The organism is Okeania sp. (assembly GCF_035285525.1).
Lineage (GTDB): Bacteria > Cyanobacteriota > Cyanobacteriia > Cyanobacteriales > Microcoleaceae > Trichodesmium.
The window spans coordinates 1-23,824 of sequence record NZ_JAYKGW010000234.1; the positions used below are offsets into that span (position 1 = coordinate 1).

18 protein-coding genes and 2 pseudogenes are annotated in these 23,824 nt (G+C 34.9%); 12 read left to right on the top strand and 8 right to left on the bottom strand.

Going from position 1 to position 23,824, the window contains the following annotated elements; translation table 11 throughout:
• The coding region (locus VKJ25_RS22035) for an apocytochrome f (protein WP_324238796.1) at positions 1 to 691 on the bottom strand (691 nt) is incomplete at its 3' end.
• Positions 692 to 823: 132 nt separating this feature from the next.
• The gene (gene petC, locus VKJ25_RS22040) at positions 824 to 1,363 is read right to left on the bottom strand and encodes a cytochrome b6-f complex iron-sulfur subunit (RefSeq protein ID WP_324238797.1); all 540 of its coding nucleotides are present in this window, start codon (positions 1,361 to 1,363) and stop codon (positions 824 to 826) included.
• A 547-nt stretch (positions 1,364 to 1,910) separates the two neighbouring features.
• Between petC and VKJ25_RS22045 the strand changes: the two genes are divergently transcribed.
• Positions 1,911 to 2,222: a DUF3067 family protein gene (locus VKJ25_RS22045; RefSeq protein ID WP_324238798.1), complete on the top strand. Its 312-nt coding sequence runs from the start codon at positions 1,911 to 1,913 to the stop codon at positions 2,220 to 2,222.
• A gap of 27 nt (positions 2,223 to 2,249) precedes the next feature.
• Here VKJ25_RS22045 and VKJ25_RS22050 read toward each other — a convergent pair whose 3' ends face one another.
• The 3 genes from VKJ25_RS22050 to VKJ25_RS22060 form a co-directional block, all read right to left on the bottom strand.
• Positions 2,250 to 2,585 (bottom strand): tRNA-binding protein, encoded by a 336-nt coding sequence (locus VKJ25_RS22050; RefSeq protein ID WP_324238799.1) that lies wholly within the window; start codon positions 2,583 to 2,585, stop codon positions 2,250 to 2,252.
• An 877-nt stretch (positions 2,586 to 3,462) separates the two neighbouring features.
• Complete coding sequence (gene tatC / locus VKJ25_RS22055) at positions 3,463 to 4,332, bottom strand: twin-arginine translocase subunit TatC (protein ID WP_324238800.1); 870 nt, start codon at positions 4,330 to 4,332, stop codon at positions 3,463 to 3,465.
• Between the two features lie 353 nt (positions 4,333 to 4,685).
• A complete protein-coding gene (locus VKJ25_RS22060) occupies positions 4,686 to 5,681 on the bottom strand; it encodes an NAD(P)H-dependent glycerol-3-phosphate dehydrogenase (protein ID WP_324238801.1) in 996 nt (331 codons plus the stop codon).
• A 1,203-nt stretch (positions 5,682 to 6,884) separates the two neighbouring features.
• On the opposite strand from VKJ25_RS22060, the gene VKJ25_RS22065 reads away from it, so the two are divergent.
• The 5 genes from VKJ25_RS22065 (at position 6,885) to VKJ25_RS22085 (ending at position 10,508) form a co-directional block, all read left to right on the top strand.
• The gene (locus VKJ25_RS22065) at positions 6,885 to 7,034 is read left to right on the top strand and encodes a helix-turn-helix domain-containing protein (protein WP_324238812.1); all 150 of its coding nucleotides are present in this window, start codon (positions 6,885 to 6,887) and stop codon (positions 7,032 to 7,034) included.
• 78 nt (positions 7,035 to 7,112) lie between these two features.
• The gene (locus VKJ25_RS22070; protein ID WP_324238813.1) at positions 7,113 to 7,373 is read left to right on the top strand and encodes a hypothetical protein; all 261 of its coding nucleotides are present in this window, start codon (positions 7,113 to 7,115) and stop codon (positions 7,371 to 7,373) included.
• A 282-nt stretch (positions 7,374 to 7,655) separates the two neighbouring features.
• Complete coding sequence (locus tag VKJ25_RS22075; protein WP_324238802.1) at positions 7,656 to 8,165, top strand: hypothetical protein; 510 nt, start codon at positions 7,656 to 7,658, stop codon at positions 8,163 to 8,165.
• A gap of 293 nt (positions 8,166 to 8,458) precedes the next feature.
• Entirely contained in the window at positions 8,459 to 9,349 is an 891-nt protein-coding gene (locus tag VKJ25_RS22080; protein WP_324238803.1) for a hypothetical protein, read from the top strand.
• 709 nt (positions 9,350 to 10,058) lie between these two features.
• Positions 10,059 to 10,508, top strand: a complete 450-nt coding sequence (locus VKJ25_RS22085; protein ID WP_324238804.1) for a DUF2996 domain-containing protein — start codon at positions 10,059 to 10,061, stop codon at positions 10,506 to 10,508.
• Between the two features lie 828 nt (positions 10,509 to 11,336).
• On the opposite strand, the gene VKJ25_RS22090 is transcribed toward VKJ25_RS22085, so the two are convergent.
• Positions 11,337 to 12,128, bottom strand: coding sequence for an alpha/beta fold hydrolase (locus VKJ25_RS22090; protein ID WP_324238805.1), 792 nt, complete (start codon positions 12,126 to 12,128; stop codon positions 11,337 to 11,339).
• Positions 12,129 to 13,763: 1,635 nt separating this feature from the next.
• Between VKJ25_RS22090 and metG the strand changes: the two genes are divergently transcribed.
• From metG to VKJ25_RS22120, 6 genes and pseudogenes are all read left to right on the top strand, one after another.
• Positions 13,764 to 15,368, top strand: a complete 1,605-nt coding sequence (gene metG, locus VKJ25_RS22095) for a methionine--tRNA ligase (RefSeq protein ID WP_324238806.1) — start codon at positions 13,764 to 13,766, stop codon at positions 15,366 to 15,368.
• Positions 15,369 to 15,620: 252 nt separating this feature from the next.
• On the top strand, positions 15,621 to 16,235 hold the full coding sequence (locus tag VKJ25_RS22100) for a LabA-like NYN domain-containing protein (protein ID WP_324238807.1): 615 nt from the start codon (positions 15,621 to 15,623) through the stop codon (positions 16,233 to 16,235).
• 867 nt (positions 16,236 to 17,102) lie between these two features.
• The gene (gene lptC, locus VKJ25_RS22105) at positions 17,103 to 18,284 is read left to right on the top strand and encodes an LPS export ABC transporter periplasmic protein LptC (RefSeq protein ID WP_324238808.1); all 1,182 of its coding nucleotides are present in this window, start codon (positions 17,103 to 17,105) and stop codon (positions 18,282 to 18,284) included.
• Positions 18,285 to 18,690: 406 nt separating this feature from the next.
• Positions 18,691 to 19,005 (top strand): annotated as a pseudogene (locus VKJ25_RS22110) (2Fe-2S iron-sulfur cluster-binding protein).
• Between the two features lie 512 nt (positions 19,006 to 19,517).
• Positions 19,518 to 20,594 (top strand): tocopherol cyclase family protein, encoded by a 1,077-nt coding sequence (locus VKJ25_RS22115; protein ID WP_324238809.1) that lies wholly within the window; start codon positions 19,518 to 19,520, stop codon positions 20,592 to 20,594.
• 1,035 nt (positions 20,595 to 21,629) lie between these two features.
• A complete protein-coding gene (locus tag VKJ25_RS22120) occupies positions 21,630 to 21,860 on the top strand; it encodes a hypothetical protein (protein ID WP_324238810.1) in 231 nt (76 codons plus the stop codon).
• A 299-nt stretch (positions 21,861 to 22,159) separates the two neighbouring features.
• On the opposite strand, the gene VKJ25_RS22125 is transcribed toward VKJ25_RS22120, so the two are convergent.
• Complete coding sequence (locus tag VKJ25_RS22125) at positions 22,160 to 22,489, bottom strand: DUF3082 domain-containing protein (protein WP_324238811.1); 330 nt, start codon at positions 22,487 to 22,489, stop codon at positions 22,160 to 22,162.
• A gap of 242 nt (positions 22,490 to 22,731) precedes the next feature.
• Positions 22,732 to 23,424, bottom strand: a pseudogene (locus tag VKJ25_RS22130) (Uma2 family endonuclease).
• Between the last annotated feature and the right edge of the window lie 400 nt (positions 23,425 to 23,824).

Here is a 23,824-nt window from a genome sequence, read left to right on the forward strand (position 1 = left end):
TACCTTCATACTCTTCAAAAGTAATGTCAGTAATCTTACCACTAGCAGAAGCATTGTAAACAGTATTATTGCTCTTCGCACCACCAGGATAAACCTGACCACGACCTCGGTTGCCTCCAGCATGAACAGCATATTTACCAAAATTGATAGATTTATCTGTTGCTGGGTTTGGGGATAATATAGGGAATACAACCTCTTGGTATTCATCCCCTGGCATTGGTCCGAATAGAAGAACATTTTCTTGATCATCAGAATAAGGCATGAAGTAAAGGTCAGCTACTTCCTCTGCCCACTCTTCAGGTATTCTATCTTCTGGTGCAATCTTGAAACCTTCAGGTAACATCAATACTGCACCTACATTTAAGCCACCTTTGCTGCCATCTCCCAATACTTGCTCTACACTTGTGTCGTAAGGAATTTTGACAATGGCTTTAAATACTGTATCTGGTAATACAGACTGAGGTACTTCTACTTCTGTAGGTTTAGCGCCAAGGTGACAGTTAGCACAAACAAGTCTACCTGTAGCTTCTCTAGGAGTCGCTGGAGCAGTTTCTTGTGCCCAAAATGGGTAGGCATTTGCTGCCGGGGAACTCGTAAGAAATAGTGATATGGAGGCGATCGCTACTAAAATAGTCTTGGCGATCTGCTTCACAAAACTACTCCATACGGCTGATAAATTTATTTTTGACATTACTTATTAAGTCTTCTCTCAAAAATCCAAAACTTTTACAAATCTAAAGTTATACTACCATTAACTAGCATGGGTATAACGGATAGCAGAAAACTGCTGCAATGACTGAATGATTGATCAATCAAAAATTTCTTAAACCCACCAAGGCTCTTCCCCGGTACGGAAATCTGTTTCTTCCCATTGAGTGAAGACCAATTTATCATTACTAACATTAGCGTGGACTAATGCTAGAGACAAAGGTGCTGGTCCTCTCACTACTTTTCCTGTATTGTCATACTGAGAACCATGGCAGGGACAAATAAATTTATTCTCACTACCATTCCAAGGTACAACACAGCCTAAGTGAGTACAGACCGCATTTAATCCATAGTTAGCTAAGGTTTGATCTTCTTGGATTACTACATAAGTGGGGTCTCCTTTCAATCCTTGAGCTAAAGTTCGTTCACCAGGGTTGTGACTGGCCACAAAGTCACTGACTATAATATCGTTACCAAGGGCATCTTTAGCTGTTACTCCACCACCTGTTCCACCGCTAGATGGAGGAATAAAATAGTTAACAACTGGGTAAAGCGCTCCGAGAGCTACCCCGGTTACAGTCCCAAAGGTGAGAAGATTCATAAATTGGCGACGCCCCATATCGGGTACATCTGGTGTTCCTTCTGCTTGAGCCATAAATTAGGTTTGGTATTTTTTGTTAATTTACGTTTCTATTGAGTGAATTATGTGCAGACAAAAATATAATTGCTGTTAGCCTGCGACTACGGGCAAGTTAACAATTTTCTATTGGATATAATAGAAGAATTGTGTCTTGAGGCCGTTTCCTGATTATTATTACATTATTTTAACTTCTACTGTTATTATTAAGAAATGTAAATATTTCACAGGCAAGTCACAATAAATTATTGTTTTTTAGTTAAAAATCTATATTATCTCACAATAAAGTTGTAATGTAAACTAAAATCAATATAAAATCTTAAGTGTATGGGTATGAGGAAGAAGTAATCTAATAAGCTTCACCTTTGAAAAGGAAAAAATTGGTCGTTTTGCACTCCCCAAGGCTTTCCTACAAAATACTGCGTTTCCCCTAAAGTGGGGCAAACTTCGGAGCGACTTTGCCAGAGTGGGAAACCTTGGCATATCCATTGAAAATAAATTGATAATTTTTTAGTCTCCTAATCAAATTAGGAGTTTAACTGGTAATTGATAACTTATAACTGAAATGACTGGCAAAGAATTACACCAATTATTATTGGCAAAGTGGGGTAAGTCTTATGATATTCAACTGCGACGGACAAAAGGTAAAATCTTGGTGCAGGTAATGTGGAAGTATTTGGAACAAGCATCTTTTCCCATGACAGAAGCAGAATATTCATCACACTTAGAGGCTATAGCTACCTACATCAATGGTTTTGGTGGTGTAGAAGTTGTCAAGAATTATATTGAGAATACAAAAGAAAGACCACGATTAGGCAAAGCAGTTAGTATTCCCTTAGATTTAGGAGAGAGAGCATCAGAATGGATGGTAGAATAACTTTGATTTGTCAGAAAAATCAAAGCATTACAAAATTCTTAAGCCTATCGGTACATTTCTATCTGGTTGTACTAAAGCAACTTCTCCATGTTCCATCACTATACCTAGAAGCAAAACTTCAGACATAAAATTAGCTACTTGACGTGGAGGGAGATTTGTAACTGCTAAAATTTGTTTACCTACTAAATCTTGAGGAAGGTAGAGCTTTGTTAATCCAGCGCTTGATTTTTTTATTCCTAACTCACCAAAATCTATCCAAATTTTATAAGCTGGTTTTTTAGCTTCAGGAAATTCTTCTACAGTGATAATTTTTCCTACTCTTATTTCTACATCTTGAAAATCATCATAAGTGATTTGATTCATCTTTTAATTTGACCTGAGTAATATTGAATAAATTAGGGTTTGCTGATTTATCGGGAACCGTAAAAGTATTTTTTAAGGAAATAGGGAAATAGGAAAATGGGGTGATGGGGTGATGGGGAGTAATTTTGTTGCTCAACTCTTCCCCAAAATACGCTTCTTTTTGAACGAACTATAGCTACCGAAAAAGTAAACATTATAGAGAACAATGAGAAGAATAATTGTTCCTTGATTTCTATGCCTAATGTCACCCTAAAATACGAAGTTTTTGATTTTTCGGGAACCGTACCCTCACCACCTAAAAGCTCACACTTTTTGATACTCAAAAAAAGCTATAACCTTTATATTTGATAGCAACGGACAAGGCGATTAGGACATGGACTGATAATGAATCAAAGACCACGGAAAGACTTTTCCACCTGTTCCCTGTTCCCTGCTATAAATACTTTTAGATTTAATCAGCAAGCCTTGTTTACTCGAAAGTGCAAAGTTCTAGGAATAACTATTGCTAGTTAAGGTTTTCAGCTATCTAAAAGTTATAAACTTTCTATTGATAACTCTAAGTGCTGTCAACTTTTATCAGTAATATTTTCAGCCTTTAAAGCCAATAATTTTTTAGGAGAACTTTGTAATCTCCAGTTTATTATTCAGAAATTTTATTTTACAAAATTACAAAAGTCAATTTTCCAGCCTATATTCCTGGGAATCTCCTCCTTAAGCTAGAGGTTTTTATTGCTGAGAGCTGACAGCCAATACTTCCTTCCCGCTAGAAGAATACCTAGCAAAATTTGAGTATAAACTATATGCTGCAATAATCTATTGATAAGTAATTTTGCGGCAGGAAGGGAGTAGCTGAAGTCTTACAGTAAGAACAATATTTTTATTTCCCAATTAACTTAACAACCAAACTACCTCCGAGATAAAGAGCAACAACTGCTCCACCTAATAAACTTTGAGTCAAAGGGTCAGTTGAAGGAGTTAAAACAGCACCTAAAACCGCAGCACCTAACAATACATATTTCCAACTAGAAAGCATTTTTTCAGAACTAACTATTCCCACAATACCTAACAACAATTGTAGAATCGGAATTTGAAATGCTAATGCCGTACTAAACATTAATAATAATACAAATTCAAAGTATTTTTCAATTGACCAAGCTTGGTCTACTACTTCCGAACCATAACCAATAAAAAATGTCAAAGCTGCTGGTACAATTGCAAAATAAGCAAATACTAATCCTAATCCAAATAAGACTGTAGAACCCAAGAAAATTGGTCCGAGAAATCTTCTTTCCCTAACAGTTAAACCAGGCAAAACAAACTTAACTATTTGATAAAGAATAAACGGACTTACTATCAGAATACCACTATATGCAGCTACTTTAATAGTAACAAAAAAGTATTCTCCTGGAGCAAGTTGTAGAAACTTTACTCCCTGAGCAGGAATTTCTAAGAATTTAACAATAGGTTTAACAACAATAAAGCAACCTATAATACCTACTACTGCTGCTATTAAAGAATAAAATATCCGCATTCGTAACTCTTCGAGATGATCGAAAAGAGACATCTCAACTTCATCAGGAACTTGGTTTAAATAATCTTCATTTTCTGAATCTTGGCGATCGCCAAACTGTTGGGCAGCAATATCGCCTATTCGATCGGAGTTAATCTCTGGCTCTTTTAAACTTATAGGTGTTAAATTATTATTATTTGAATTTTCTGGAGAATTATTAATTTCTGGAGGTGTCATTTCAGTTATCAGTTATCAGTTATCAGTTATCAGTTATTATATTCTCTGACTAAAGCCACAGGTTATAATAACTGAAGTTTATTTTTTGGTTATACTTGTTTCTAATTTATAGATTAATTATACACAAAAGTTCCTATTTTTCACACTATAGACTAATATTTTGTTTTTTTTAGGAATTAGGTAATAAAAAATAATAAAAAAACTCTACTTAACTAACTTAATAAATGCTATACCAATCCTATTTTATTGATGTATAAAAATCTTTCCGTTTTTCGGAAATAATAAATTGACAATAGTTTTGGGATTTAGTTCAAGTTTTTGAATTGTTACAACTTATTGAAGATTGCTAGATATTAAAACTCCGCTTTTAAATCTCTTCCCATTAAAGCTGCCACAGCTTCTTCCGGAGTAATTTTACCATTCAATAATAAAAAAACTTGAGTAGAAATAGGCACAGCAATTTTCTCTCGATTAGCAATATTAATCAAAACATTCGTAGTATTAACACCTTCAGCAGTACCAGGTAATTCCTCTAAAATTTCTGCCAAACTTTTTCCCTGTGCTAAACCATAACCAACCCGATAATTTCTACTCAAAGAACTGCTACAAGTTGCCAACATATCTCCTAAACCAGATAACCCAAAAAAAGTTTCAGTTTTTCCTCCTAAATGAGTACCAATACGAATAATTTCTGTCAAAGCACGAGTTAATAAAGCTGATTTAGCATTAGTACCAAGTTCTAAACCATCACAAACTCCACTAGCAATAGCAATGACATTTTTTAATGTTCCACCTAACTCAGTACCTATCGGATCGGAACTACTATAAACCCTAAATAAACCAGAAGCAAAAATATTTTGTACAGTTGTTGCTGCTGTCTTATTTTTACTAGCAACTACCGTTGCTCCTGGTAATTTATCATCAATTTCTTTTGATAAATTAGGACCTGATAAAACTACTATAGAATTATTAGGAAAATTAGCTTCCCAAATTTGAGAAGGAGTAAGGGTTGTTTCTGTATCTAATCCTTTTGTAGCAGTAATAATAATTACTTTTTTTGGTAAACCAATGTTTTTAATTTTTTCAGCAGTTTCTTTAACTCCTTTCATGGAAATTGCCGAAACCATAATTTCAGCATCCTTTAATGTCTCTTCTAAACTAATATTTAAGCTGCGAGACCATAAATTTATTTGATGTTGATTATGACTTGCTAATTTTGCTAAAGCTGAACCCCATGCACCTGCACCTAAAATTGCTAAATTTGCTTTTTTAGTTGATATTGGATAAGCAGATTCTAGAGTTATAATAACTTCTTTTCTTTTATCAGCTTGAGATATTTTATTTAGCATAATTTATTGATTGAATCTATTACTGAGTTTTGATATAGTAATTTCCAAAAAGGTAAGCATTTCTTGCGGAATGCTGTGCAAACAGCAATAAAACTGAATATAGAACCAACTTTTTGATTTTATTTAGTAAGGTTTATTCTGTCTTAATAATATTCCTTAAGGAAAAATTTTAAATAAAGCTTTTATCCGACAGCAAAAATAATAGCTATCAGTTTAATTAGGGTTTTTAAAGATTTCACAAAATTAAAAGTATGAGTCATTTCAGTTATCAGTTATTAGTACCTTGTAGTTGTCGTCAGAGACTTGAGATAATGAATTAAATTTTTTTTCATCCCTTTAAAAAGGGAGGTACATAATCTAATTTTTCGGTAAAAGTTTTATTGATCTGGGGTTAAATCTTACTATAAAAGCGGGGCTTAATTGCTGATAGTTAATAACTATAGTAATCCTAAATAATTCGTAAGAAAAAAGTCTAGGGGATTTGGAGACAAAACCCCCTTTCTGTTTGGGTTAGAAAACTAAACCACTACTATAGAATCTTACAAACTATAGGGTTGAAGCACCAACTCTAGATATAGCGCTCAAAACTAGACCGCTATAGTTTTAAAATCTATATATAGTACCTTTACTTAAGTCCTGAACCTACTTAGGATTGCTATAATAGCTGAATACTTACAAATTATATAATTATTTTTATTAGTGTTTAGTATAAAAAAATGATAAAAAATAAAGAATATTTTTAATTCTAACGCTTATTTATAACGAAAAGTTTTGAATGACTACTGACTAAAGAGTATAGGTCAATAGATATATAGTAATCCTAACAGAACTTAGACAAACAGGACTTACGCCAAGATAATATATATAGATTCAAAAAACTATTGCGCATGGGGTTTTAAGCACTATATCTAGGGTTGGTGCGTAAGTCCTGACAAAGTGACCAAGAAACCGGGTTGATTGCTGTGATATGTTAAAATCAGGCAATTTCCTTAAAGAAACATGGTTTCTGCGTAAGTCCTGGGTAAATGATTTGTGACAGAAAAGTCTAGAGATTTGGTCTCCAAGCCAAGCACATAAATGAGATTTAGAAAAACAAATTTTACCGAAAAATTGGGTTTAAAGCCTCGCCCTAGAAGGGCGACTTTTTAGTTGATTGTTTTCCCAAGATTTATGTTATTGTATTGTTAGTTTAAAAGTCATTTTATAAAAGGGAGATTTAAGTACCGTGTATATCCAACATCGGGATCAAAATACCGATTAGCCAAGTTATTTGGCTGTGTCCGTGTTGTCTGGAATGATAGTCTAGCTTGCTGTCAGGAGAAGTACAAGTTAGGAGAGAAAAAAAACTGTTAACTCCGAGGTACAAAAATATTTCATTATAAATTGTCTACTGAAATAATTAGTGGAAACCAAACAATTGTTTTAGAGGACTTGAATGTTTCAGGAATGGTGAAAAACCGTAAATTATCCAGAGCCATATCTGATTTAAGTTGGAGAAAATTCAGAACATTTTTAGAGGGAAAAGCTGAAAAATACGGTCGTGATTTTATAGTAATAAGCAGGTGGGAACCAATATCATATGCATTGTTCATGTTGTGGATTTCAAGGTGGAAAGTTAGACCTTTCAGTAAGAGAGTAGGAATATTTCAACTTTGGTGCCAAGCACGATCACTCTGGAAAATGCAGCAATAAACATATTAGTGGCGAGCGGGCAGCCCGAGACATTAAAGGGACGTGGAGGCAAGCCTAAGACTACCGCATCTGGGAGCAGCAGCCAATGAGACGTCAACCCGCCGAGGAGCTACGGCTAGGTAGGAATCCCCATCCGTTTACGGCCAGGAGGATGTCAAAACCAATTATTAGGACTGCTTATAGTTCTCTAAACCATCAAAAAAAAGTTAAGTAAACACAAGAATTGTGCAATTTTAAGAGAAAATTGTCAGAGAAATCTCAAATCTATAAGGAGAGATAAAAATGAAAATTAGTCGTCGATTAGGCAAAATATTAGCCCCAATAATATTAATCAGCCTATTACTACTGACATCTGCTTGTAGTGCAGCTAAACAACCCAGTCGTTTTGACCAAGCTCAACAGCAAAGCAAAACAGAACGTCCCTCCGAAGCCAAACAAGTATCAGGTGGCAGTCTCAATAAATACTTTCCATCTGCCAGTGACAACTATCAACTTAACTATGCTCAAGAGAAAAAAGGCTTTGCTCAAGCAAGTCTGAAAAAAGATGGTAAACAAGTAGCAGTCATGTCTATCAACGACATTTCAGCTTCCTCCACTGCAGCCGAAAAATTCAAAGACAGTAACAAAAAAATTGGAGGATATCCAGCAGTTGAACAAGGAAAAACTACTACTGCTGTATTAGTAGATCGTTTTCAAGTAAAAGCCCAATCAAAAGATCCTTCATTTACAGCCAGCGATCGCGAAGTATGGCTACAAAAATTTAATCTAAGTGGCCTAGCTAATTTTAAATAATGAGGGTTTATGAAAAAATCATAGTGTGGTTCATGTGGTAAGAGAGAGAAAGTAGGAATAATAAATAGTCCCTTGATTTTTCCCTTTCGGAATGCTGCACCAACAGATATTCTGAGGAAATGCGCTCTCATTCAGCTTTTTAACAAATGACGTAATCCATTATCCATTAATGAATCATACTTTATAATTCTTGGGAATTTAGCTTATTGCTTTTTCCTCTTTTAAAGTTAATAAAGCTGACTGTTGACTGCTAAATTCTTACCTAATTGATAACTGAAATTAAGGAGTCTCAAATGAGTAAACCAATTTTTGAATTAGTAGATGAACTACCCTCTGACAATATTACAATAAGATCTTTACGCGCCCTAGACTTTGTTGTTCCTGGAGAATGGGATAATTTGGTAGGCTTTGAAAATACCATCCGTACCGTAACAGGAGAAGACGACGAAGATCTAATTCAGCAAATAGGCGATCGAGCTGTAATTCTTTTCAATGATAAAGCTCAAGGATATCAACGGGCTCTGTGGCTCTATCAAACTGTCAGTGGAGCTGGGCGTGCTTTAGGTGCAGCTTCCCTAGCTAATATGGTGGGAAATAAAGTACCTCTATTTGGAGGTTTGTTAACTAGCCTTACTCCTAAACCAGGAAAAGCCCAAACTATCGATCTATCTCTAAAAGTAGTAGCAGAATTATTGGGTTTCTGTTCTATTAATGGTATTCCAGGAGATAGTATTGGTGATTTTGTTGGTGCTTTAGGAGATTATAGTGGAGAATCTTTGATGCGGTTAGCAGCCTTAGTTTGTTTTGATGGTTTAATTCCTTTAGGACCAGACTTTTTAGGTGCGGCTGCTGACTGGATAGAAAGACTTTCTCCCTCAGACTTAGAACAAAATCAAGGCTTCCGGGAAATGGAAGATGCTATTCCAGGAGATGATAAAGATAGTAAGTTGGGCTTTATTGGGGAAGCTTTCGGTTCTGTTTCTGGTTGGATGGGAAATTTTGTCAGTGATCGAGGTATTACACCAGAAAATGTGGCCAATAGCTTGCAAAGTTTCGTAGAATTTAGTGATGAGAAATTAGACTATTTGGGTGCATTTCTAGATGTAAGTACTAATTATTATGAACATACAGGGATTCAAACTCTGGCTCGTCGTTTAGTAGAACGGGCTTATGCAGAAATTTAAAAAGTTTTCAGCACTTCAGCCACCAGCGGTCAGCTTTGCGTAAAGGTGATTTAAACTAAACCGAAGGTTTTCCGCTCCGGAATGGTCTGCAAAAAGATACTATTATCTATGCACAAATTTTTAAGCTGATAGCTGATAGCTAGGATGTGTCATCAATTAGACGTTAGAATCTTGATCGAAAAAAGTAGTGGACTGACAAAGCTCAAACTGTACATTACACGATTGGGGGGCGGGTTTAGCTAACTGAATGCTTGAAAAATCCTTGTACGGACTATGCAACGTCCCTACGAAGAAACCCGCCCCTACTAACCGGAGAATTTCTAGTGTGCTACCCTGTATCTGAACCTACTCTCTAGGGCGATCGCCATTTTTACTTTACAGAGAATAGCCTTTTTGTCAACCTCTTTAATTGATGACACGCCCTAGGACTTGCTGATTAAATATCAAAATGTTTACGGGCATTAGTTTCAGCCTTTGCAGGTACTAATAAGGTACTAGCTTTTAGGTAATTCCGGTACGGTTCCCAAAAAATCATGCATTCTAGGATTTTGGGCAAGATATGGGAGAAAATCAAGGGAATATTGTTCTAGCTAGCTATTGTGTGATTCTGATTCTCATACGGGTTGCTGGATTGCTGGATTCTGGCTCCTTCCCGCTACTAAAAGACTAAAGAAGTGCAAACCCTAGCTAGTTAAGTAAGGAAAAATTTATGGCAGAAGAACAAGAATCTAAAAAAACTGAAAATAAACCTGCTGGAGGCAAGGTCAAAAAAGAAAAGCCCCCCGCAGTTGAAGATAAATCTTTTGCTGACTTTATGCAGCAAGATTATTTGCCCACTTTACAAAAAGCTCTCAATGAGCAAGGTGTTGATGACCTTGAGCTAAACTTAGTCAAGCAAAAACTACCTATGATTGGCTTTGGTTCCTCTGAAGAATGTTGGCAAGTCGTGGGTAAGTTTAAAAAAGGTCAGCGTCAGTTTAATGTCTATTTTCCCAAAAAGGATATTAAAGGCCCAAGAGCTTTTTCTTGTGCAGATAATGGCTCTCAACCTGCTACCTTGGAACCTTTTCTAATTGATGAGCGCAAGATTACTCTAAATTTATTGGTGTTTGGCGTGATTCAACGTCTGAATGCTCAAAAGTGGCTTAGTTTAAATTAGATATTTATAGCAGGGAATAGGGAAGAGAGAACAGGGAACAGTGAGGAAAAAACTTCCTGCTCTTAAGTTCATGATCAATCTGTGTTACAATTAGGGTTTGTTGAAAAAGTCTTTTTGTGCCTGGCAGGGAGTAGGGAGTAGGGAGTAGAGAGTAGTTAAGAATTAAGAGTGGGAGAGAGTTATAGAAGAGATACTAGGAAAAATTATCCCTTGCCCAACTCTGCCCAACTCTTACCCAGATACTAAATTTTTGATTTTTCGGGAACCGTCCCTTCTGAGGGGAAAATCTGGTACTTTTTTCACCCCTTAAATTAGGATTGTAGGGAGACCAAATGTAGAAAAATCAAGGAACAATTATTCCTCTTACTTTCTCTGTCTATCTACCCTCCCGACAAGAACCACAGGAACCACACTCTGCTTTTTTAGCAAATCCTAGTTAGGGTTTGCGCTTCTTCAGTCTTTTTGAAGGAGTAGGGGAGTAGGGGAGTAGGGGAGTAGGGGAGTAGGGGAGTAGGGGAGTAGGGGAGTAGAAAAGTAATTTTTTTTGCCCAACGATGAGCCGAAGATGGTAAATTTTTGATTTTTCAGGGATTTATCGGGAACCGTACCATGCATTACAAGCTGAAAACCAGGTACTTTTTCCCGGCCTAAAAAGGCTAAAACTCTTATATGTCAATACTTTCATCTTTGTTGATTAATATCATGTCCGGTAGCATCGGATTTTTCGGACACCGTGCGTGTATAAAATCAAGGTGGAAATGGCATAAAAGCTTCTGCCTTCCTTCCACCAAAGTCTAATTATTCAACCGAACATGATATAAGCCCTAATTATCCATTATCCATTAATGACTCCCATTGGTGAATAATTTCAAAAAGGTCTACGTCTGTTTCTAACAGGCAGGCATGGCCACTATGGGGAAGAATAATCATTTCAACTTTAGGCAGATACTTGACTAAAAGCTTAGCGTGTGATAAGGAAGGTAAAAGTCTATCTGCTGCACTAGCAATAACTAATACAGGTTGTTTCAAACCTTTCAGTTGATCTTCGTTTAGTTGGAATGAGCGCATTAACTCAAATCTCCAGATAGCAGTCTTTTGAGAAACTGACTCCATAGCTTCTAATAAAGCCAGACGTTCCTCTTTTTTCATCCGACCCAAGGCTCCTAAAAAAGGTAAAGTTCCCGTTACGGATAATTGATATAAAAAGGTTGGTAGGTATTGAGTCAAATATGAACCATATTTGACTAAAGGTTCTTGAGTAAATGAAGTAGCTGGATTAACTAAAATTAGTTTGTCCAATAATTTAGGAAAATTCAAGGCAATTTTTAGTGCTAAACATCCTCCAAAAGATTCGCCACATAAATAGATAGGTCTTTTGGGTTTTGCTTCCTGTTCAATTTTAATTAAGTTTATTGTTCTCTCTGACAAACGATCCCAGGTCGATAAATCATTTTCTGGAATACTGAGACACCGAATATCAAAAGTAGTTGATAATTTAGAAGTCTGCGATCGCAACAATTTACCTGTACCGTCCATGCCAGGCAGGAAAATAAATAGAGGTAATTCTGGTTGAGAGGGTATTGGCCTTAGAAAGTTAATCTTACCACTTGCCACTTCCATAATTGAAAATAAATAGGATTTGTTGAAAAAGTCTGTTGGTGAAGGTAGGGAATGGGCAATAGACCTCTCCAGAAAAGACGAAGTAGGGAGTAGGGAGCAGGGAGCAGGGAAAAATAATTGATAACTTCTGCACGATAATTAATTTTAATTTTTATTATTGGAGATTTCTAATGGGTATGGGGGCAATAGTTAGGGTTGGCGCTCAAAAGTCTGTTTAAGGAAATGGGATGATGAGGAGTGTTTTTTTCTAATTCTTGCCTCTTGCCCAAAATGCTAACTTTTTGATTTTTCGGGAACCGTGCATGAGTAGCTCAAACAAGCACATTTTTGTACCGCAAAAGTCTAAAGCCCTCCTTAACTAATAATATCAAATCCTTTGGCTTTAGAGAATAAGGCTTTACCATCAGAAAAGAGGGGAAAAACCCTAGTTTGTAGAGAGTTTGGAGACCAAAACCCTACGGAGCGGTAATTAGGGTTGGCGCTCAAAAGTCTTTTATTCGAGGGGAGGAGCCAGAATCGAGCAATCCTGCAATTCAGTGGAATGATAGAAGAAGTAGTCAGAATAATCTTCCTTTTATTTTCTAATCTTTTCTTGCTCAAAATCTGAGAGTGCATGATTTTTCGGGAACCGTACCATTACCACCTAAAATCTGGTACTTTTAGTACCGAAAAAGGGTAAAAATATTACTGTTTCAATACTTTTAGATTTCCATACGGAAGCAATAATTATACCAAAACTACGGGATTTGATATAACCGATAACTTAAATGAGACCCTAAAAATACTAAAATCTTTAATATGTTAATGCTTTGCTGATTAATCAGCAAGCCCTAATAAAAATTAATAATGATTGATAAATTAATACCTAATAGTTGATATAGGCTAAGACGTATTTTCAATGGGTTTTAGGAAATCAGAAGTCAGAAGTAATAGGGAGAAGTAATTGATAATTTCTGTTAAATGCAGCATATTTTATACATAATGATGTACAAATTTGAAAAGTGAAAGTATTGTAAAATTTGCATCTTCCCTGCTCAATGTATACTTCATAACATTGAAAAATGTTGTAATTAACTTTATTTTTTATGATTGGAGATATGTATATTTTTCGTAAGCATTCAGCTATTAGCTGTCAGCTTTCAGCAATAAGATGTCAACCTTAAAGAGGAGATTTAAACGAATATATACTTAGAAACTTAATTTTGTAGTTCAGATAAAATTTCTGATTGATCGGGAACTGTATCATAAAGCTTTTATCAAAAACTAAAAGCACTCTTTTGATGGCTTATAGCTGACTGCTGAATGCGAGCGCATTCCGGAGAAAATGCTGACTATTTTTTCTATAATTAAGGTTTAAATTGTATACTTTAAATAAATAGATATTCTGTAATAATCAGAACATTAAAATACCAATAGTTAAAATTTCTTTGAGAAATTATAGAAGAACAATATAACAGTATTAATGTTACAGTAGGGGCTATTTTTATCTCAAGAGTTAATCATAATCAAATTAATTTAGATCAATAAACAAAATTAGTCAAGTCAAGTAGTAAATAAAATAGGTCGATACTACTAGCCTTTCCCGTCATAATCACCATTACCATTTCCAACCAAAAAATTTAATTCCAATTTTCCATGAAAAACAACGAAATATATATAACTAAAAATACCTTTGCTATTACAACTCCTCTTTACTACGTCAACGATTTACCACATATAGGTAGTGCTTATACCACTATTGCTGCTGATACGATATCTCGTTTTCAAAGACTACAGGGTAAATCAGTGCTAATGATTACTGGTACAGATGAGCATGGCCAGAAAATTCAAAGAACTGCTCAAAAGAAAGGAAGAACTCCGAAAGAACACTGTGACTTAGTAGTTAAAGGATTTGAGTCTCTTTGGGAATTATTAAATATAAAGTATGACCGTTTTAGTCGTACTACTGCATCTAACCATGAACAAATTGTCAAAGAATTTTTCCAAAGAGTTTACGCTAAAGGTGACATCTACTTGAGTCAGCAACAAGGATGGTATTGCGTATCCTGTGAAGAATTTAAAGAAGAGCGCGAACTTCTAAAGGATAAACGTTGTCCTATTCACACGAACCAGAAAGTAGAATGGCGCGATGAGCAAAACTACTTCTTTCGTCTCTCCAAGTATCAGGAGCAACTACAAGCTTTTTATAAAGAAAAGCCAGAGTTTATTCTACCCGAAAGCCGTCGGAATGAAGTCTTAAGTTTTGTGAATCAAGGATTACAAGATTTTTCCATCTCCAGAGTTAATGTGGATTGGGGTTTTCAATTACCTATAGACGCCAATCATACCATATATGTTTGGTTTGATGCTCTCTTGGGTTATATTACAGCTCTTTTAGATTCTGATGATGAACCTACCCTTGAGAATGCTTTATCAAAATGGTGGCCGATTAATCTGCACTTAATAGGAAAAGACATATTACGTTTCCATGCGGTTTATTGGCCAGCAATGCTAATGTCAGCAGATTTACCTCTGCCTGACCGGGTATTTGGACATGGGTTTTTGACCAAAGACGGTAAGAAGATGGGTAAATCATTAGGTAATACTTTAGATCCTGTTGAGTTAATAGAAAAGTACGGGTCTGATGCGGTTCGTTACTATTTTCTCAAAGAAATCGAATTTGGAGTTGATGGTGATTTTAGTGAAACCCGATTTATTAATGTGTTAAATGCTGATTTAGCAAATGACTTAGGGAATTTACTAAATCGTACCCTAAAAATGGCTCATAAATACTTTAATGGTCAAATTCCTAATATTAATGGTGAGAAAATAGAGGTTTCTCATCCACTTAAAAGAATAGGTATTAGTTTGGGGGAAGAAGTTACTCAAGCTTATGCTTATTTAGCTTTTAGTGAAGTTTGTGAAGCTATATTGGTTTTAGTTAGAAGCTGCAATAAATATGTAGATGAAACGGCTCCGTGGAGTTTATATAAACAGGGTAAATTAGAGACTCTAGCAGAGGTTTTATATTCTGTGTTGGAGTCGGTAAGATTAGCAGCTTATCTTTTATCTCCAATTGTTCCTAATATCAGCAATGCTATCTATCGGCAATTAGGTTTTTCCAATGATTTTAATGATAAATCAGCAATTAATAGTTCAGAAAATTTTGTTGCTCAAATAAGTTGGGGCGTTCTACCAGAAAATCAAATATTCGGAAAACCTGAACCTGTTTTTCAAAGACTAGAAATGACCAATGGATAATGGATAATTAACAATTAATAATTAATTCCCAAAAGATTAAAGTCTTTCCTTTTAAGGAGAAAAAGAAATCAGATTTCGGCCTGGGTTCAACTATCTTGCTTTCAACCAGAGGTAATGATCTATTAATGATAGAAACTGTTACTTAAAAAGCATAGAACTACTATTTTTTTCAAATTAAATACTTTCTTTTTTTTCTGAAAAACTATTTTGAATTAAATTTCTTTATTTAATAAAAAACTGAGGTTAAAAACCATGTTGAATCATCAACAAATACAAATAGAGTGTCATGAAATATTTACACCAGAACAAGTTCTAGAAAATCGTGGAAAAGTAGCTATTTTTATTGATGGCTCGAATTTATTTTATGCTGCTTTGCAGTTAGGAATAGAGATAGATTATACAAAACTTCTTTCCCGTCTTACAGGAGGTTCTCGTCTCCTACGTTCTTTTTTCTACACTGGAGTAGATCGTACTAATGAAAAACAACAAGGTTTTTTATTATGGATGCGTCGTAATGGTTATCGAGTCATTTCTAAAGATTTAGTACAATTACCAGATGGTTCTAAAAAAGCTAATCTAGATGTAGAAATTGCTGTTGATATGATGGCTTTAGTTGGCTCTTATGATACTGCTATATTAGTTAGTGGAGATGGAGATTTAGCTTATGCTGTAGATGCTGTTAGTTATCGAGGTGTTAGGGTTGAAGTTGTTAGTTTGAGGGCTATGACTAGCGATAGTTTGATTAATGTTTCTGACCGTTATATAGACTTGGAACAAATTAAGGAAGATATTCAAAAAACTTCTAAATCTCCTTGTTATACTTATCGTCCTCTATCAGCTATCGGCTTAATGGATGAACATGATTAAGGGTCATTTGAGTTATCAGTTAGCCTCCTGGGTCGGAGCTGCGCTAACAGTTATCAGTTGAGAGTAGAGAGTGAACCTCCGGCTTTAGTCGGAGGCTTGAAATACTGAGTTAAGTGTTTTTTGATCCCCTATCCAAGGGGAGGCTTTATACCTAATTTTTTGGTAATATTTTGGTCTAATTAATTTAGCAACTTTATCAATTTTTAGAACAATAATTAATTTCAAATTGGTTTAAATTTTGTTTGGTTTAATAGATTAATACCTGAAGTATTTTGCCTAAGTTTGATAACCATTTAGTTAAAAGGAAATTGCAGAAAAATTAAATATTAGTTAACTATAAGGAAAGTTGGAAAAAGTGAGCATTATTCAAGTGAAAACTAGAAAAATTTATGCTGACGAGCAAAAACTTTCCTTAGATCAGGTTGTATTAATTAACTAGGGTTTGCCTATGGAAATCTGAAAGGATTTTTAGGTAGGGAAAAAGTATCAGTTTTTAGGTCACAAAGGTAAATCAAAAAGTTAGCATAAGAAGGCTCACGCTTAACAGAAAGATTAAAAGAAAATTCTTCTGTACGGACGTTGCATGGAACGTCCGTACGACTTCCTACCAACTGCAAAAAGACTTTTTCAGGAAACTCTAACTACAAAAAAAGACCCACGGGAGCTTTCCGGCTCACACTGATAAAATTTAATTATTAAATATGTACTTCTTATGATGGGAATCTGCTGTAATTTATTAATATTTAGATGACTTAAATTATTAGCCAAAGATTTTAATCCTTGGCAAGTTTGGTGAGGTTTGTCATCCACTGATGTAAGGTATGAAAAATAATCCTATTGCTGATAGCTGAGGTAGCTAATAGCTGAATGCTTACTAATATACTTTTTATGACACCACAAAATAATTATTTTTTTCATTCAAAAAAATTATCAATTCTTTTATTAATTTTAGTAATTTTGCTTTTAGGAGGAACTGCTTGTAATCAAAATAATCAAAGTCAAGAAAACATTTCTGAACAAGCTGTTTCTAGTGAAACAACAGAAAGTGATTTAATCTTAAATGACGTTACTCTTGAGGAAGCATCTGAAACAGGTCAAATGTTATGGAGGGTAAAATCTAAACAAGCTTCATATCTACAAGATAAAGAATTAGTGAGAGTAGCTAAACCTGAAGGTGAATTATTTCGAGATGGAAAATTAGCTTATAAAATTACCGCATTGCAAGGAGAAGTATATCAAGATGCAAATAAAATTCTACTTATAGACGAAATACAAGTCGATGATATTCAAAATAAAATAGTTATTAAAGGACAACAATTAGAATGGTTAACTAAATCAGGAATTATTATTGTTCGTAACAATATAACAGGTAGTAATGAACAGATACAAGCATCAGCTAAAATGGCAAAAATTATTACTCTAGAAAAAAGAATAGAGTTTTATGGTCAAGTAGCAGCTATGTTTAAAGAACCTGTAATTAAAATCAAAACAGACGAATTATTTTGGCATATAGAACCGAAAAAATTGATTGCTAATCAACCAGTAAAAATAGAAGAATTGAAAGATAAAGAAGTGGTTGGCACTGCTTATAGTGATGAATCAGAATTGAATTTAAAAAGTCAAATAGTTACTCTCAAGAAAAATATACAGTTGCTCCGAACGAATCCAAAATTACAAATAAGTAGCGATTTAATTACTTGGAATATTCCCGAAAATTTGGTTGATTCACCAGGAGCTATCACAGTATTAGAACAAGAAGAAAAAGTCGTTTTACAAGGAAATAAAGGTATAGGAAACTTTCAAAAAAATACTTTTATTTTATCAGGAGATGTGATTGGTGTTGGGCAAAAAAATCAATCTCAATTTAATAGTGATCGCCTAACTTGGTATGTTAATAATCAAACTTTTGAAGCGGAAGGTAATGTCTTTTATCGTCAAGTCGATCCACCATTTAATGTTAGAGGTCCAAAAGCAGTAGGGCAACTAAAAAATGAGACAATTATTATTCAAGGTGGTAATAGTAATGTAGTGACAGAAATTATTCCTTAATGAAGGAAGAAGGAAGAAGGAAGAAGGAAGAGGGAAGAGGGAAGAGGGAAGAATTTTCCCTTGATTTTTTTTGGTTGATCCATTTTGTCTGTACATGGCGTTTACAAATAGATACTTCATTTGCATAAATCTTGTGAATATGATTATATAATCTAATATTCTAGAAACTTTAGAAACTATAGCTAAATAGTTGATAGTTTGTTATTATTAAATCCGCTAGTATTGGTAGAATTAAAGACCGTAGGGATTTGGTCTCCCAACCCTCTAGAAACTAGAAATTTTTGCTCTTTTCTAATGGTAGAACCTTAATTCTCCAAAGAAAGCGAATTTGATATAACTGCAGTTTTCTAGATTAGACTAAATAACAACTTGATAAAAAGGAGAAGTTAGTAACCAATGGCTACTTATTACTTATAAAGTACAACTAATCAAAGGCAAGAAAAAGCAACCCCCAGAAATTCATGTTACCATCGAAGTTGATGAGGATACATACATACTTGATGCAGTAGAAGACGCTCATCCAGACCTAGAATTTCCTTCTTCTTGTCGTGCAGGTTCTTGTTCTAGCTGTGCTGCAAGAATAACGTCAGGAAAAGTCGATCAAGAAGACCAAAACTTCTTAGACTACCAGTAGGTAGAAAAGGGGTGGGTATTATTGTGTGTAGCAAAGCCAAAATCTGATTGTGTGATTAAGACTCACCAAGAAGTTTATTTAGTTTAATATCACTGGTAAATAATTGTTGTAGGGACTTCTCATAAAAAGTCTCTATTGGGTTTCTGCATAATAAAATATTTTTGACTAGAATATTAAAGTTTCAATGTCTCCCCTTTGATAAGAATAAAATACAACTGCCATAACAAATACTGAAATGACTCCAGGATGTTTTCAGTAAATGGGTACTTACGCAGCGACCCTAGATATGGTGCTTAAAACTCTAGCGCCATAGTTTTTTAACTCTATATATACTACCTTGGCGTAAGTCCTGTAGATGGGGACTTAGGCATGATTAACGAGCTTTAGGAATTTGAGATTGCTTTCCGTTCCGGAATGCTATCCATTCATGTCGCGGAGCGAAACTCTGTCGTTTGCGCTGCGCTGGCGCTGCGCTTTTCATGTCGCGTAGCGTTTTATGTCGGCTCAAGCGCCGAAAACGCAATGACAAAATTGCGTTGGGCATGGGTAAGTCCTGTAGATGTTAATTTTTTTATAGTCTTAATATCAAAGAACAAGTTGTGAAAAAATATTCCCTACAAACACCCCATAGTGGCTATCACTGGGATGGTAGCGATCGCCGTTTTTTTGAAGGTTGGTATTACCGAGTTACCTTGCCAGAAGAAAAACAAACTTTCGCTTTCATGTATTCTATCGAAGACCCGACTGGTGGTAAACCTTATAGTGGTGGTGGCGCTCAAATTCTCGGTCCAAATGATGAATATCTCTGTCGTACTTTCCCAGATGTGAAAAAATTTTGGGCAACTCCAGAGGTTCTGGAATTAGGTCATTGGGGAGAAACAAATTTAACAGGTTCAGTTGGTTATTTAGAGCCAAAAGTATTTGAGGAGCAAATAAAACAAGGATATCAAGCTACTGCTACTTGGAATCAAGGAGTTCTTTTCGATCCAGGAACGAATAATTATTGTCGTTGGCAATATGAAATACAATCTATATATGGTTGGGGAAATCCTGATACCATACAACAATCAACGGCAGGTTGGGTATCATTTTTACCAATTTTTGAGCCTGGATGGCAAATATTGATGGCTCATGGTTTGGCTACTGGTTGGATAGAATGGAATGAGCATATCTACAAGTTTACTAATGCACCAGCGTATAGTGAAAAAAATTGGGGTGGTGCTTTTCCGAAAAAGTGGTTTTGGATAAACTGCAACAGTTTCTATTACGAATCAGATTTAGCTTTAACTGCTGGGGGTGGTAAGCGAGGAGTATTGTGGTGGATGGAAGAGGTAGCAATGGTGGGTGTTCATTACCAAGGGAAATTTTATGAGTTTGTACCGTGGAACTCTGAGGTACATTGGCAAATTCAACCTTGGGGAGAATGGCAAATACAGGCCAAAAATGATTTATTTGAGGTAGAGTTGACTGCAACTACAAATTGTTCTGGTACACCTCTACGGGCACCTTCAGAACAGGGGTTAATATTTTTGTGTCGAGATACTATGCGGGGTAATTTAACTTTGAAGTTAAGAGAGCTTAGGGATGGTTATTCAAAGTTAATTTTGGAAGCCCGTAGTGATTTATGTGGTGTAGAAGTAGGTGGAGAGTCTTGGGAGCAACCTTGGGTTAAGTAGGGTTTGTGTCTCTTCAGTCTTTTTTAAGGAGCGGAGAAGTGGGGGATTTAATAATGGATAATTAGGAAGAGGATTGAATAAAAGGAAAAAATTTATTTTTTTCTCCTTTAAAGGGGAGGGTTCAAGGCACGAATTATTTAATTGTTTAATTATTAATTCTTCGGTATTTTTTTGCTCAACTTTTGTCGAAAATGCTCAGGACTTACGCAAAGGTACTGTATACAGAGTTAAAAAACTATTGTAACCTAGTTTTAAGAAGTATATCTAGGGTCGCTGCGTAAGTCCTGATGGTAAATTTTTGATTTTTCAGGAAATGTACATTAATAGCTGAAAATCAGGTAATTTTTCCCGGTAATATTATTTGGTGGGTTATTTCAGTTATCAGTTATATAGAATCCGGTTACAAGTGTGTATGTTCATAATTTTATCTACACTTCAATCTCCCCATCTCCCACAACTATATAAAGAGTATTCAACCGGATTTTATATTACAGTGGACTCCAGTTTGGTGAGATACATCCACACGAACTTTCCTACGGAATGCTTTGCAAACGCTAACAGCTATTAGCGATTGTTTTTAGTTGCGCTATAAAAACTTTATTTAAACTATTTTCAATTAGGTAGCCTCTTATAGAAGCCCAACTTAAATATTACTACAAAAGTAGAGTGTTGTTGCTGATAACTAAAAGCTAATAGCTTAATGCTTACATCAATAATTTGTGAAAAAAGACCGTAGGGGTTTGGTTTCCAAATTCCATTTTTGCTATGTTTTGAAAACCAAGCTCCTAGAATAAAATATTAAAACCTATTTAGGATTGCTATATTATGGTTAAAATTATTCAAGACCAGGATATTACTTTAGAATAATTGCCAGAAAAATTCTGACTTCAACTAACAACTAATAGTCAATTTTTTGGGGAATGGCAAAATAATTTACCTTCTTTAACTGATGAAGAAAAACGCAGTTGAGAAAGAGTTAGAAGTAACTATTTTAACTTAGTTAATCGTCGCCCTTTATTGGAAGAGGGAGTCAAATTGGTTATTTTAGTGCCTTTACTAGATTTAGCTGGATTTTTTCAACTTCCCTTTTCCATAACAACTGAAACTTCTGATAAAGATCATGATGTAATTGTTAGAGGTAGAATAGATCTTTTAGTTCTACAAGAGAAATTGTGGATATTAGTAATTGAATCTAAAAAGACGAAATTTAATGTTACGGCAGGTCTACCTCAAGTTCTAGTTTATATGTTGAAAAACTGCCAATAATATTGCCCAAAGTTTGGTTTTTTGCTTAATGGTGAAAACTTTGTTTTTGTTAAACCTCAAAAAGCAAATGTTCCTATATATATATAGTCGTTCTTATCCTTTTTCTATTGATAGAGAAAATGAATTAGAGCAAGTTTTAGCAGCTCTCAAAATATTGGTAATTTAAGTTATTAGTTATCAATTAATGGTTAATAAATTTAGCGGTCTTTAGATGACTTAAGCTTTTAGCCAAGGATTTAAATCCTTGGGGAGCCTTGTGGAAATTTTGGAAAGCTAATTAGGATTTTTGGCAGTCAAATTCAACTTTCATTTGGAGGCATATCTTTGTTATTAAATCCCTGAATTATTGTTTGTATAGCTAAAGAAATTAAACCTAGAGTAACCATTGCACAGACACAGGCAACAAAAGCAATAAATGCTACTACTAAAGTACGAACAGCAACAGAAATATTCACCACCAAAAAATTATCAGAAATAATAGGTTTACTAGCAAACTTATCAGCAATAGATTGCATTAATAAATATATCAGTATTGCTAATCCACCAGAAATTGTCGCACTGGCTAAACATTGTAAAGGGTTGACTTTAGGAGTAGTTTTTTCGTTAGGTTTGGAATTGGAATTTGTCATTTTACTTATTAATTATCAGTTTAAATTGAAAAAAATTCGTAAGCTTTTAGCTAGCATCCTGGGTCGGAACTGCGTAATTCAGCAATAAAATCCTATGTTTGAAAGATAGCTTTTAAGTGAATATAGAATTTAGAGCTGACTTTTATAGTCAAATTTTTCTAAATTAATAAAGCTTTTATCACTCAGTAAAAGCAATAGTTAATAGTTGATGTTTGACGGCTGAATGCTTACAAAAATTCTAATTATGAATTAGATTTTGCCGTTAATTTATTGACAAAATTTTGATATTCTAAAGATTTTAATCCCTCCTGTAAAGTTGCTAATATTTGAGCTAAATCTCCTGTAATTAAAGCTGTTATATTTAACCAGAATCCAGGAAAAGATTCACTACAAATAATACCTTTTTCATTGGGTTTAATTGAAATATATTTGCCTTTTTTTAACCGAAACCAATCAAATTCTCCATCATAAACTCGTCAAACTAAATATTCTTGAACTTGATTACGTCGGTAAACTTTTAATTTGTCATGTAGGTCAATAGAAGTGGTACTAGCTGATATTTCTACAATTAATTCTGGCGCACCTTCTACATAGCCATCTTTGCTAATTGTAGATTGTCCATTTTCCAAAACTCTGAGTAAAGCATCAGGTTGAAATTCATTATCAGCATCAAGACGTACTGTACAATTATCTCCTACTTCAATTCCTGATGTGGCTAGCCAGTATGTGCCTAAACAAGCCATAATAAGAGCATGAGGATTACCATGTTGTCTAATTCGTAATGCTGATGCGATATAAACTATTCCTTCAATTAATTCAGCTTTTTTAACATGAGGCATTTGTTCATAACGCTCTTCAAATTCAAAGCACGTTAGTCGGTCTCCATTTTCCAGGGGTGGAATTGTTTTTTGGGGTCTTAATATAGTTTGAGACATGGCAATTTCAGTTATCAGTTATCAGTTATCAGTTATCAGCTTTTTGACTTATACCATTTCTCCATGAAGTTGCGCTTAATAAAAGCAGGACTTACACAAAGGTACTATATATAGTGTATCGGTGCGTTGTGCGTTGTGCGCTAACATACCCTACTGGACCGTTTCATAATGGTGCATTAGGAAGACACCGTAGGGGCGGGTTTTACCGTAGGGACGTTGCATAACAAAAATGCGCTTCATGTCGCGCAGCGATACGTCCCTACAACGAGTTTTACAAGTCAACTAGATAAACCCGCCCCCAGTGATATAAGCCAACGTTTCCGGGGCGGGTTTATATAAATCCTAGAAATCTATGAAAATTTCCGATCAAACCCGCCCCTACCTATTGCACCATTTTAGA